This window comes from Loktanella sp. R86503 (assembly GCF_042466455.1).
In the GTDB taxonomy this organism is placed as follows: domain Bacteria; phylum Pseudomonadota; class Alphaproteobacteria; order Rhodobacterales; family Rhodobacteraceae; genus Loktanella.
In genome coordinates, this window is record NZ_JAXHCI010000002.1 from 2,145,122 (window position 1) to 2,158,537 (window position 13,416).

At 58.9% G+C, this 13,416-nt stretch carries 10 protein-coding genes; 8 read left to right on the forward strand and 2 right to left on the reverse strand.

The window, feature by feature from the left end; all coding sequences use genetic code 11:
* The first annotated feature begins 106 nt into the window (after positions 1-106).
* Positions 107-1,260 (forward strand): IS3 family transposase gene (locus SJY10_RS11525; RefSeq protein ID WP_386682706.1). Its coding sequence is split into 2 segments (ribosomal slippage): positions 107-353 and positions 353-1,260, totalling 1,155 coding nucleotides; the frame shifts between segments, so codons are not numbered across the junction.
* A 404-nt stretch (positions 1,261-1,664) separates the two neighbouring features.
* On the opposite strand, the gene SJY10_RS11530 is transcribed toward SJY10_RS11525, so the two are convergent.
* The gene (locus tag SJY10_RS11530) at positions 1,665-2,501 is read right to left on the reverse strand and encodes a M48 family metalloprotease (RefSeq protein WP_386684642.1); all 837 of its coding nucleotides are present in this window, start codon (positions 2,499-2,501) and stop codon (positions 1,665-1,667) included.
* A gap of 50 nt (positions 2,502-2,551) precedes the next feature.
* Positions 2,552-2,986, reverse strand: a complete 435-nt coding sequence (locus tag SJY10_RS11535; RefSeq protein WP_386682708.1) for a hypothetical protein — start codon at positions 2,984-2,986, stop codon at positions 2,552-2,554.
* A 157-nt stretch (positions 2,987-3,143) separates the two neighbouring features.
* Here SJY10_RS11535 and SJY10_RS11540 point away from each other — a divergent pair, with 157 nt between their 5' ends.
* The 7 genes from SJY10_RS11540 to SJY10_RS11570 all read left to right on the forward strand — a co-directional run bounded on the left by SJY10_RS11540 (position 3,144) and on the right by SJY10_RS11570 (position 13,413).
* Positions 3,144-3,617: a hypothetical protein gene (locus SJY10_RS11540; protein WP_386682710.1), complete on the forward strand. Its 474-nt coding sequence runs from the start codon at positions 3,144-3,146 to the stop codon at positions 3,615-3,617.
* A 151-nt stretch (positions 3,618-3,768) separates the two neighbouring features.
* On the forward strand, positions 3,769-4,014 hold the full coding sequence (locus SJY10_RS11545) for a hypothetical protein (RefSeq protein ID WP_386682712.1): 246 nt from the start codon (positions 3,769-3,771) through the stop codon (positions 4,012-4,014).
* On the forward strand, positions 4,014-5,183 hold the full coding sequence (locus SJY10_RS11550; protein ID WP_386682714.1) for a DUF6361 family protein: 1,170 nt from the start codon (positions 4,014-4,016) through the stop codon (positions 5,181-5,183). The genes SJY10_RS11545 and SJY10_RS11550 overlap by 1 nt, the downstream gene beginning before the upstream one ends.
* On the forward strand, positions 5,173-7,017 hold the full coding sequence (locus SJY10_RS11555) for a phospholipase D family protein (RefSeq protein WP_386682716.1): 1,845 nt from the start codon (positions 5,173-5,175) through the stop codon (positions 7,015-7,017). The genes SJY10_RS11550 and SJY10_RS11555 overlap by 11 nt, the downstream gene beginning before the upstream one ends.
* Positions 7,010-10,180, forward strand: coding sequence for a helicase-related protein (locus SJY10_RS11560; protein ID WP_386682718.1), 3,171 nt, complete (start codon positions 7,010-7,012; stop codon positions 10,178-10,180). Before SJY10_RS11555 ends, SJY10_RS11560 begins: the two co-directional genes overlap by 8 nt.
* 180 nt (positions 10,181-10,360) lie before the next feature.
* Positions 10,361-12,427 (forward strand): hypothetical protein, encoded by a 2,067-nt coding sequence (locus tag SJY10_RS11565; RefSeq protein WP_386682720.1) that lies wholly within the window; start codon positions 10,361-10,363, stop codon positions 12,425-12,427.
* Positions 12,424-13,413: an OmpA family protein gene (locus SJY10_RS11570; RefSeq protein ID WP_386682722.1), complete on the forward strand. Its 990-nt coding sequence runs from the start codon at positions 12,424-12,426 to the stop codon at positions 13,411-13,413. Before SJY10_RS11565 ends, SJY10_RS11570 begins: the two co-directional genes overlap by 4 nt.
* The last annotated feature ends 3 nt before the right edge of the window (positions 13,414-13,416 follow it).

Below are 13,416 nucleotides of genomic sequence, written 5' to 3' on the forward strand. Positions count from 1 at the left end.
TTATTAATGCGCTTGCCATCCGTCATCGTGCAGACAGCCTGACCTGCCCCCCGCGAAATCCCTCAGTCTAATGTAGAGTCTGCCCAACCCTGAAGGAGCAGACGACATGAGGAAAAGCCGTTTCACCGAAGCGCAGATTATCGGGATGATCAGAGAGCAGGAGGCTGGTTTGCCGACGGCGGAGCTGTGTCGGAAGCACGGCCTGAGCCCTGCGACGTTCTACAAACTGAAAGCCAAGTATGGCGGGATGGACCTGTCCGATGCCAAGCGGCTGAAGCAGCTTGAGGATGAGAACGCGAAGCTGAAGCGCTTGGTGGCAGATGTCATGCTGGACAATGTTGTGCTGAAGGATCTCTTGGGAAAGCCCTGACGACGCCGATGCAACGGCGGGACGCAGTGCTGCGCGCGATGCGGGATCATCCGATCTCTCAACGCCGGGTCTGCGTCTTGATCGGTGTCGATCCGAAGACCGTGCGGCGCGAGAGGCCGCCCGACAACCCGGAGATCCGTCTCGAAATGAACAAGATTGCTGAAAAGCGGCGCCGGTTCGGCTACCGGCGTATTGGCGTTCTGCTGGAGCGCGTGGGCATGATCATGAACGAAAAGAAGCTTTACCGGATTTACCGGGAAGAGGGCCTGTCAGTGCGCCGCCGCAGAGGCCGGAAACGGGCGCGAGGCAGCCGCACACCGATGCCAGTGCCGTCTCGGCCGAACCAGCGTTGGTCGCTGGACTTTCTTTCCGACACCTTCGGGGCTTGCCGGAAGTTCCGCATTCTGGCGGTGAATGACGATTGTTGCCGCGAAAACCTATGCTTGGTTCCTGACACCAGCATCTCCGGTGCCAGGGTCGCACGTGAGTTGGATGCTTTGGTCCGGGTCTATGGAAAACCCGCCTGCATCGTTTCTGACAACGGAACGGAGTTCACCAGCAAAGCGATCTTGAAATGGGCGAACGACAACAAGGTCGAGTGGCATTACATCGACCCGGGCAAGCCGCAGCAGAACGCCTACATCGAGTCATTCAACGGCAGCTTGCGCGACGAATGCCTCAACGAGGAAATCTTCGACAGCTTGGCCGACGCCCGCCGAACGCTGGCCCTCTGGCGCTACGATTACAATAACGTCAGGCCGCATTCATCGCTCGGCAACAAGACCCCCGCAGAAGCGCGCCGAGCGCTTGAGCTACTTGATGGCATCGCGCCCGGCGCGCTTGCCACACCCGAAACCGACGACTATCAAACCCAAGGACTCTCGTTATGACTGAGGGACGTCCGGGGGGCAGGGCAACGTCTAGGAGGTTTACCGGGACTCCACTTTGTTCAGTCAAGTTCTGCAGCTGTTGCCTTACATCTGGGGTAGGTAGAACAGCCAAGGAAGAAGCTGGAGTTGTTCACACCGAGCTTGGCCATGGCGGACCTCATGACGCGCCTGACGCTCGATCGCGGCTTAGAGCCTCAGGAGGGAGCCGAGCGTTCCATTGATCTCCGCATATGTTATTTCTGTCGTCATGGGTCCTCTACGGTTCGTGTTGGTGAAAAGAGTGATGTGTTTCGGAACAGGCGAAAACTTGCCCCAAAAGAAATGATTGACCACGTCCGATATACGAAAATATATATTCTGGTCGGCTGAAGGGCATCGATTAGTGCCCCCCGCCGTTGTACGGCTCAACGGACTTTGCGCAAACCATGCTTGCCATCGATCCCGGCGCTCGTCTCAATTACCAGCGCAAGACGCGTGTCGTTTGCGGGATGCGTGCCCCAAAACGATAGCTTGCCAGGCTGGACCAGCGGCTTCTCGGGTCGTGCAAAGTAGCGTGCACCTTTGACCGCATCGAAGCCTGCTGCCCGTGCGACGTGCGTGGCAATCACATCCGCCTCCAGCTCGTAAGTCTGCGAATAGGCCTTGTTACCGACGGCGGCACCGAGCGACATCGCATTCTCGATGTCTGCTTGATCGTTGCCTGTGTACCGGTAGGGATCGGCGGAAGCCGCATAACCTTGGCCCGCCGCCATCAAGATCCCGAGGACCAAGGCACCAGCGACGGCCTGCTTCTCGGCTTTTTCGAGGTGCGTCGCGATGTGGTGACCGTATTCGTGACCCAGGACAAAGGCGATCTCGTCATCGTTGCGCGCGTCCATCAGCATCGGGATTGAAAAGGCGATGATCGGCGTGCCGTCAGGTCCATTTGACTGGTACGCATTCTTGTCGCGCATCCCAGTGTCCACAATAATCGAGATGTCGCAATTGTAGTCCGGCCGCGTGGCCGCCATCTGGCCGCGACAGAAGTTCTCTGCGACCGGCTCGATGCGCGCGATGACGCGCTGGAAGCGTGCGGCCGCTTGGCTCGGGCTCGCATTGCCGCCACCCAGACCGATGGCAGCTTCCTGCGAGAACATCGCACGGGCCGCCTCGGAAGATTGGGCCGAAATGTCAGGCACCGCATATGTGGTGCCGCAGGCAGTCATCGCGACGCCAGCCAATACGGACATGCCGAAACGCATCACGCGTATACTTATTGGGAAAATCATTACTAGAAACTCCTATCGTCGCATCAATTGCAGATGTACTGCGTGCCAATCGTCTGGCAGTTCTGGCCGGTGCTGAAGATGGTTTGGTTGCCAATCTGATGCGCCGAAGTGCCATCGTTGTAGAGCGTCGAATTGCCGATCCGCGTTGAATTCAGGCCGTCGGATCCGATGGTCTGATTGCCGATCTGAGTATCGACGACGCCATTGCTGTAGATCGTCTGATTGCCAATTACCGTAGCACTCGACCCGTCCGAGCAGAGGACCTGGTTGCCAATCTGGTTACAGCTCTGAGCCACGGCAACGGATGCACTCAAAGTGAGCAGGCTGGTGGCGATGATAATCATCTTCATGTGGTGAATTCCTTTTCCACCAATGCGTGTATATATTTCAGCCAAAACCGGCCACAAAAAGGCACGCAGGTGGCTATCCATGACAATGATCATCTTTATGATACGCATTCCGGCTCCTCCAAGCTCCGGATTCGTTGACAAATTGAAAATGCCTAGCCAGCATGACGAGTGTGGCTCCGATCATGGCGTCGTAATATATTGATTATAAGTAAGTTTTTTCCGCATGTCATACATCAGAACCGCAGACCTTGTATGGGTAGCCGCAATGGGCATATCCCGATTTGACGGGATCGCGATACAGGATCTGAAGGAAGAATTTGGCTACGATCACCGGGCTGCTCTATGCATAATGCCGTCCTTCGACACGGTCTTTCACAAGGTCGATATCCAGGAGAATGAATTTCGCCGTCGGCCCTGGCATTGCACGCAATGGCTGCAGGCGCTGGGCATACGCGACACCGATCTGGCTGCACTGGAATTGGCGGTGAAGCGCGCCGAACGCGATGGTTCCCCAGACGAGGCGCAGCGGCTCGATCCCCTGGGCACCCCCCTGTTGGCTGCCATGCCGTCAAACCTGGCCGATGACACCGAGGCCGACTCTGAGGCGCTGCTAGAGGTCAAAGGCTTTGCCGCGAGCTTCCGGCCCGCGGGTCGTATCGGATTTGCGACGGCTCGATGTCCTGACAGGGGCTCTGCGAGCGCCCTTCATAGTCGAAATTACCTATGTGACGGCGGATAGCAGCATGTCGGAGCGCTGGCTGGAACCTCACGGGCTGATGCTGGGAATACGGCGCAATCTTTAGCCCAGCCCTGCCCTGACCCCGACAGCTTTTGTCACCCCGCGGTGCGATCGTGGGACACATAAATATCAATGACCCCAAAGGCTCCGCATGCGCATCAATCCCTTCACGACCCGTTCTCCGGCAACCGGCACGCCCTTGTCCGTTAGTTTCGACGCAGCACCGGAGCGAACCGAGCGGGCGGTCGACAAGTCCATGCTAGCGCTCGCCCATGCCACGCCGTGGCTCGATCCGGCTGACATCGCGGCCGACAAGCCGTTGAACGGCGTCGCCGTCCATTGGATGAGCGATGGTACACTGAGTCTTTGTGACGCTCTAATTGAGGAGACTACTTGATGTCATTTCTTGCATGGATCGACTTCGACCAGGCCGACCGAGACCGTACCCGCAGGATCATGGATCTCTTCGGGCAAGAAGATAGCCGGGACGAACTCGGACTTGGCTCGGTGCGCGATGCACTGGCGGATCTGATGTTCCCGGGCACATCCACGATTCAGACACGGCTGCGCTACATGCTGTTCGTTCCCTGGATCTACAAGATAGCCGGCGCGCACAAAGGCACGGCGGCAGCACGTCGGGATCTGGCACGCGCTCTGGAAATTCGCCTTATCGACGCGCTTCTGCGCGGGGGGGAGGCACAGAACGTCATCGGCAGCGCCGCAAAGGAAAAACTGAAGCGTTTACCAAGCGACGTCTATTGGGCCGGTCTTCTGACCCTTGGCCTCCGCCGATTTCAGGGCAGCCGCAATGCCTGCCTTGAGGCAACACCCGGCGAAGCAACAACTCTCTGGACCGCCGGGCTGCCACCCGCGCCCGAGGATTTTCTTGCAACCCCCGGCAGCGCGGCCAATTTCAACCTAACCGTAGGAGAGGCGGGGTTCCTACGCGATCGCCTTTCCCACACCGCGCCCAACAGCTTGATCACCCTACTCTCACGCCAGACCAGTGCCGCCGATTGCGACATGATCTGGCTTCATCCCGCCCGCGCAGACTGGCCGGTCCATATCCAGGCCATTGTTGGGCATGCAGAGCGGTTTTCTTGTCTGATGCACGGGGCCTCACTGCTCTACAACCTGATGCTTTCGGAAAAGGCTGCCGGTGCTCAGGCGATGGAAGACAGCAGCTGGCACGAACGCGTTGCGACATATACCGCGCGGCTTCAAACATGGGCGAGCGAGAACAAAGAAACGCTGATGGGCGATTGGGATCTGGCCGATCTGTGGCAGCTTTCCAGTGAAACCATCCACGATGTCAAATCACCGAGCCGCAGCTTCATCGAGGCATGGCGCGACATCGTTTTGCAGACACGGGGTGATGTCCTGAGTCACGCCGGTGCCCGAAACCTCGTCCGCGCACGGGAAACACGACTGAAAGGTGGCAAATCACGGTTTATCAATGACGGGGCATTGATGCGCTGGAGCGGGGCCTCCGGCACAGCACCCCTCGGCTATCGTTGGAAACCGGTCGTCTCGAACCACGTCAAGGATCTTATCGATGCAAGTTAACGCCGCCCTCGATCCGGAAAACCGGGCCCTTTATGCCGAAATCCTACGCGGGCCTGCGGGGTATGACCTCGATGCCGCGCTTGCAACAACTTATACGCTCGACTTCGAGACGGCGCTGGTCGTTCCGGCGACGCTGGCCTTCCACGCTGCCGAAAACAGACAGGAAACCCTCGATACGCCCTTAGCCCTTCTCGAAGGTCTGGAACGGCTGTCATCACGTATTGCCATCTTCTGCGAGGCTGGACGGATCAAGGCTGCTCCTAAGGGAGCCAACCGGCTCACCGCCCTTCTTGAAGACACCGTGACCGAGGTCACTGCCCCCCGCGGCGGTGCCTTTCACCCCAAACTATGGCTCCTGCGCTTCAAGCCAATTGGTGACATCGGGCGGCCCCGCCTACGATTGGCGTTACTGTCACGCAATCTGACTACGGATGCGTCCTGGGATCTTTCTATGTCGCTCGACGGCACCGCGACAGACGAAATTCAAGACCAGAATGCCCCGCTTGTCGAGCTCGTGCGCGCCTTGCCTACCCTTGCTTCCGGCCGTCCGACGCCGAAGCATGTGGTAACCATGGTTAGATCCCTCGTGAAGGACCTCGCACGCGCCAAATGGGAACATCCCGACAATATCCGCAAGATTAGTTTTGCGGTGAACGGGCTAACGGATCAGGTCTGGCGGCCGATAATCGGCCGTAACTTAGGGGTCATCTCTCCCTTCGTGACGGATGGTGCGCTGAAGAATCTGGTGGACAAGATTGATCCCGCGGACGCTTACCTACTCAGCCGCGGAGAGGAATTGGCAGCCCTGTCGCCCGAGACGCTGGCCCGCTTTGGCAAGGTGCTGGTGCTGGACGAAATGGCCGAAACCGAAGACGGCGAGGAAAGCGAGCAAACCGCTGTCGGACCTGTCCCTGCCCGCGGTCTGCACGCCAAGGTTTTCATCACGGAACGCCATGCGAGCACAGAAATCACCATGGGGTCGGGCAATGCAACGGCACCGGCCCTAATCGGAGGTGAAAACGTCGAGGTATTCGCCACACTATCAGGCTACAGCGCCCACCTTGGCACGATGGAGGAACAGATGGCACCCGACCGGCTAGGCCGGTTCCTGCGCGAATACGTGCCCTACACGCCGACCGACACGGCCCAACAGGATGCGGCCGAGGCCCGCCTGGAAAAACTGCGCCGCCTCATCGCCGCAACAAGACTGGTGCTACGCTGCGAAGCCAGCGAGGATCATCGCATCCATCTGCATCTTTCCGCTGCCGTTCCCATTGTTGTCCCGCAAGAGATCAGCCTGCGAATCTGGCCCTTGGTGATCGGCCTCGAACACGGCATCAACGTGCCCGCCTTGAACGGAACGGAACGGCTTTTGGCACGCCTCGCACTTAAAGACGTGACGCGTTGGATCGGTGTCAGACTCAAAGACATCGGCTCCGGCCTCGAAATGGATTTCACCCTCGGGACAGACCTTGTCGACCTTCCCGATAGCCGCACTGCCGAAATCCTGCGAGGCCTGATCGAGAACCAAGGTGCCTTCCTGCGCTACATCCGCCTTCTTCTCGGGGACGTGTCAGAGGCCGCCAAGGCGCTCTTCGCCGCCGGCGCGGGAGGCAGCGTGTCCGGCTTATTTAGCAATGCCACGGATGCGCCGATCCTCGAGGACATGGTCCGGGCTCTGTCGGGCGATGGACGGCAACTGCGCGACATCGAACGGTTGGTCACTCGACTGAGTGACCCAGAAACAGGCAAAAGCGAAGTCATCCCAGACGAATTTTTGCAGCTCTGGAAAACGTTTCGCGAGGTCTTGCCGAAGGAACCGCATCGTGAATGATCGTTTTAACGCGGAGGATGCACTTCGCCCTCTCAAGGCTTTCCAGCGCAAGACCGTCGATTATGTCGCCCGGCGGCTGCTGACCGATAAAGATAAGGTGCGTCATTTCTTGGTGGCCGACGAGGTCGGGCTGGGCAAAACGATGGTGGCCCGCGGCGTGATCGCGCGCACGATCGAGGCATTGCAGGATACGGTGCCCCGGATCGACATCGTCTACATCTGTTCGAACGGCGCGATCGCAAAGCAAAATGTGGCACGTCTCAACGTCATGGGCGGCGAGCAGGCGCGCGTGCTGCCGACGCGCCTGACGATGCTTGCCGTCGAACTGGGCCGGACAGGCGGCATCAAGCGAAAGGGGGTCAACTTTTTCAGCCTCACCCCGGGGACCTCGCTGGACCTCAAGCAAGGCGGAGGCATGAAGGAGGAACGGGCCCTGATCCTGCGGCTGGTCTGGGAAAGGCTGAATGATCGCCGTGCCGTGGCCAAGATGATGCAGGGTTACGCCGGCGCGACCGGTTGGCGCATCACGCGCGAACAAATGGGCCAACGCACTCTAGACGAAGAAATCGTCGCCAATTTTCACGAGGCGATCGACGCGCGGCATCATCTGCTGGAGGAGCTCGAGGACTGCGCGCAGAGCTACAAGGGAAAGCGTGGCAACGATACGGACCTCAACCGCCGACGAGAGGCAATCGTCGGCCAATTGCGCACCCTGCTGGCCCGCGTCAGCGCAAGATCGCTGGAAGCCGACCTGATCATTCTGGACGAGTTTCAGCGCTTTACCGACCTGCTGCATGGCGACAGTGAAGCAGCGGAGCTGGCGCGCCAGCTATTCGATGCCGAGGACGATGACGGAAACCAGGCCAATGTGCTGCTGCTGTCGGCGACCCCCTATCGGATGTTGTCCCTGCGCGAGGATGATGCGGATGCAGGTGATCACTACCGTGAATTCCTCGATGTCCTTGGGTTTCTCTTTGGACACCGTGGGCCATCGGTGCGCGACGAACTAGAAGTTGAAATGCGCCGCTACCGGCTGGCGATGCAGGGCCTCCCAAACAGTTTCGATGCCACGTGCGCGATCAAGGCCGAAATTGAGGGCACGCTGCGGCAAGTCATCGCCCGGACTGAACGCGTGTCCGAAACGGCGGAACGCGACGCGATGATGTGCGACATCGACGTCCCCATCACAGTGGAAGCGGCTGATCTGATCGAGGCCCGCGCCGTGGCGCGCGTCGCTGAGGCGGCAGACGCCCCAAACACGGTGGAATACTGGAAATCGGCACCGTATCTCCTGAGCTTCCTGCGTGATTACAAACTTGGCCAGCGTCTGGACCACCTGAAGGATGCGCCGGGAAAAGCGCTTGTTGACGCGATCCGCATGGCGAAAGATGCCCAGATTGATACCGATGCCATCGAAGCCTATCAGCCGATCGCGGAAAATAACGGTCGCATGCGCGCACTGAAGGAGGTCGCTTTTCAAGACGACATGGGAAGACGTCTGTGGATGCCGCCCAGTCTGCCGTATTTCGGTCGGCGCGTCACAGCAAGCAAACTGCTGATCTTCTCACAATGGACCATGGTCCCGGATGCCATTGCGGCGCTGCTTTCTTACGAAAGCGAGCGGGCCATGGGGATGGGGGACAAAGGGCGGCTCTATTCCGATCGACGCCCCCAGCCACTGAAATTCCAACGCGCGAAGGAACGCCTGACCGGCCTTCGCGCTTTGACCCTGGTTGTTCCGTCGCCGACCTTAGCGGCGGCCATCGACCCGCTCGACTTCTTTCGTACGACAGGCCCTCTAGCTGACGTCGCTGCAATGCGGACGCGAGCCAGTGCTGGCTTGCGCAATCTGGCACAAACAATTGAACCTCGTTTGCAGCCGATCCAGCGCGGCGGAAAGATCGCGCGCGGGAGCGAGGCAGACGATGACGGCACCGGGCGCGCTGTCACGTGGGATTGGGCCTGTGCCGCAACCTTGGATGTCAGGTCAGCGTCGTTTGACCGATGGCTGGCCAAAGGTAATATCCTAACTGATGTGCTGCGCGAGGACGGCCTCGATGGGTGGCTCGATCACCTTCAGGCCCTGAGCGAGGCCGCGCAGAGCGACATCCTTCTCGGTCAGCCCGACCGGGAGAACTTACTGGACCATCTGACCGATCTGGCACTGGGCAGCCCTGCAACCTGCGCGCTCCGGGCCCTGCACCGGGTTGCCCCCGACCTTGCCATGGACGACCCCGCGATGCTGGACGCCGCCACGCGGATCGGCATGGCCTTCCGAGGTCTGTTCAATCAACCGGAAAGTCAGGCCCTGCTGCGCTCGGGAACGGATGATGTCTATTGGCAATCCGTACTACATCACTGTGTCGCGCACGACCTCCAGTCGGTTTTGGATGAATACGTGCATGTCCTGTTGGAAGCAGAAGGGCTGATGGACAAGGCACCGGCTGTCGTCGTTGCCGAGATTGCGCGGGCCGTCGACGAGGCGTTGTCTCTTAAGCCCGCCCAGATCGAGATCAAGCGCTATGAAGCAGGCCGGAATCGGTTAAAGATCTCAACGCCTTTGCGGATGCGCGGACGCTTTGCGACGCGTCTACTACAGCAGACGCAGGACGACGGGGCGCAACGGACTGACACGGTGCGTTCCGCCTTCAATTCGCCGTTCCGACCCTTCGTGCTGGCTTCGACCTCCGTCGGTCAGGAAGGACTCGACTTTCATCCCTACTGCCACAGACTAGTGCATTGGAATTTACCAACGAACCCAGTGGATCTCGAGCAACGGGAAGGCCGCATTCACCGCTACAAGAACCATGCGGTCAGACTAAACCTCGCAGAGAATTTCCAAAGCGTCCTCATGAGTGGCACCCCGGCAATCGAACCATGGCGTGCCATGTTCGAGGCGGCCCACGGGCAAGCCAGGCGACCGGGCGATATGGAACCCTTCTGGCTTCTGGATGGAACCACGCGGATCGAGCGCTACGCTCTCACACTCCCGTTCAGCCGGGAGGCGGCCCTCCTCGGCTGGCTTAAGCGATCGGTCGCGATCTATCGCCTTGCCTTTGGCCAACCGCGTCAGGATGATTTGATGTCATTTCTCGATGGACTGGCCAACGTGCATCATGACCTCGATCTCAATGCCCTCCAGATCAGCCTCAGACCCGCATGAGTTGTTTCATGGTCCGTCGTGAAGAACGACCCGGTTGCTCAAATTCCGCTATAATCCCAGGCCACGGCCGTGCCATCAAAACAACATGTTATGCCCGCATTCAGACTTTAGCTTTGACAGTTGCAAGTATATCTATTTCAACAATTTTAATGCGCGATAACGCTATAAACGGAGACAGCATTGTGGTTCGACATGATTGATGATTTCGGCCTTTTCCTGAAAGAAGCGATCATAACGCTTGCTGAGTATCTGACGTTGTCGGACAGTCGGCCAGGCCTGATCGCCGCTCTCCTTTTGATTGCAACAGCGATATTTGCGGCAGCCTATATTTTCAGGACATCGCGTCAGCTAGTCGCGCTTCTGGAATTTGATCGGCGCGTCAGGTCTCTCGAAGATATCGAGAGTTTTGCTGATGGATATGCCGAATTTCAGCATGATCTAAATCAGGACTACCGGCGCAAAGGTCATAGGGAGAGGGTATGGGAGGCTTGGGACGAATTCAGCGAAACCATCGTACTGGACGATATCGACACTGGTCCGGCAAGACTTCGTAATTCCATTCGCCCAGCGTCATTTCTAAATGTCGAGGATCTTGGTTTTGGTTCCGGAATGTTCCGTATCCTGCCGAACACTTTTGTCTCTATTGGCCTTTTCCTGACGTTCCTAGGTCTCGTCGCAGCCTTGCACCAGTTCGCGCAGTCCATGGGGGGTGCCGGTGGAGCGGGTATGGACCAAGCGATGCGGGACTTCATGCAGATCGCTTCAGCCAAATTTGTCATGTCACTTGTCGGATTGCTGTGCTCCATTGTCTTTACAATCTTGCTGCGTGCGAGGCAGAACAAAATTGACCGCGCCATCACACACTTGTGCATTGGAATCGAACGGCGGCTTGTTTTTATCAGCCTTGAAGATATTGGTTTCCGCCAGTTACGCGCAGCAACCGAGCAACGCGAGCACCTGCGCGAAATTGGATTTTCCATGGTGGCAGAGCTTCAGAAACCGCTCGAAGCCCTGCCTGAGAAGATCACCGGTGCGATAGCCGAACGCATGGATCCAATCTTTGATCGTGTGGCTGCTATGGGAACAACCAACATGGAAGGTCTCGTTGGCGACCTGTCCACCCAGCTTTCGCATTCAGTCGGAAATGCCCTGACCCGCGCTAGTGAGTCGTTGGAAGAGGCAACCGACCGCATAAGCCAGATGGTCGACCGCATGGGGCAGACCAACACCCAAGCAGGAGACGGACTGCGCGATGCTCTAGGCCAGATGGCCCGGGCGATGTCCGACATGAGGGACGAAGTCGCGACCAGTGGTCGTACAGCCTCGGATACCATGACAGAAGGTGCGGACCGGCTGCTGTCAGTCATGAATGACACGCTACAGGGCATTCGCACCAATACTGGCGAAGGAGCCGAGGCCATGCGCAACGCCGCGCTGGAGATGCGCAAGGCAGCCGAGAGCTTCCGCGATACGCTTGCCAGTGCCAGCGAGGACAGCGCCAGGGCCGCGCAGGATCGCATGGCGCAAAGCAGCGCAGAGGTAGGCGAGGCCATCCAGGGGGCCGGCAGGTCAATGCTCGACAGCTTCAAGCAGACCAGCACCGAGATCGCAGAGCTTAGCACTGCGATGGGAAGTGTCATCGGCGGTGAGCTGCTGTCGCAGCTCGAAGCTGTCGGCACCCAGCTCGAAACCATGGCAGAGGCCGTCCAGCGCGGGGCAAATGGTGCGCAGTCGGCGGCGCAAGGTCTGAACGCGGGGGCAGATGCGATCCACGGTGCTTCAGAAGGTTTTAGATCCGCAAGCCAGAGCTTGACATCCGCTGCCGAACCGATCCGTGCCTCTCAGGAACGGATCGAGGCGACCCTGCGCCGTGTTGGAGAACTGGTCGAGACCGTGTCCGAGACGCTAATGCAGAACTCTGCCTCTATCGCTGAAAATGCGGCGCACGTCCTGGACACCGCACAAACAGCGCTTGGCAACGAGCGCGAGGGCATTCGCAGGTCCCTCGAGGCCACCCGCGCCGCGATGGCGCAATTGTCTGAAGAAGCCGAAAAGCTTGATCATATCGACGAGATGCTCGGCCGTGCGCTCGCGCAATACTCGGCACAGCTCGAGGCGGCGCTCGGGACCGCTCAAGATCACGTTGGTCAGATGCGTGACACCCTCGCCCCTGGGCTTGATACCCTTAAAAGCGTCGTCGAGCAGGCCGAAATGTTCCTGCCGTCGCAACGGCGAGAGCGTACATGAGAGCCCAAGCCAAACAGGTCAGGCACGAGGAAGAGGAAGAGAGCGCCTTCGTGTCCATGACCGACATGACGGTCGGTTTTCTCTTCATCATGATGATCCTCCTAGCGTTCTTCGCAAGCCAGATGGGCGATCCTGATGCAGTTTCGAAACGCGATTACGACGCGGTTGTGGACCAACGAAACGAATGGGAAGCGGTCGCTGAGACGCGGGCTGAACGCATAGCGGAACTTGAGGCGCTTCTTGTGCAGCTTCACCTGGAACGAGCGGAATTGCAGGATGTGGTTGCCGACCTCCGAGAGCATCTCGCCTCCAAGGATGTCCGCATTGCGGAGCTTGAAAGGCAACTTGCGGAATTGCGCCAGGTTGATCCTCTGGAAGCCTATCTCGCACAGGTAGCGCAAGCGCGCCGTCAGGTACTGACCAGGCTGCGCGACGCCATTCGCGCCGACTTTCCCGACTTGCAGGTGGAGCTGAGCGAGGAAAGTGACGCCCTGCGTTTTCAAGGAGAAGGCTTGTTCGCCTCTGGACGCTCCAGCCTGACAAGGGACAAGGTCGACATTGTCTCGCGACTGGCACAGCGGCTGAATGAAGTGCTGCCCTGCTTCACCCTGGGCATGGCATCCACCTTCGATGTCGACTGCAACCCCGGCTTCGTGATGATCGAGGCTGTGCAGATTGAAGGCCATACCGACAATGTCGGGACGGAGCTGGTTAACCGAACCCTCTCGACATCACGCGCCAACAGCACCTTTTTTGCCATGACGGACGCGGCGGCAGGCGTCATGCAGCACCAGAATCTCAAAGGGCAACCGGTATTGTCCGTCGCTGCCTATGGGCCGGACCGACCGGTCACCACGAATGACACGCCAGAGGGCCGGTCCACTAACAGGCGCATTGACCTGCGTTTTATCATGGTGACACCGCAGGACACGGACGGTATCGCTGTCATTCGCGAAGCCCTGCAAGCGGTGGAGGGACGTCCGTGACCC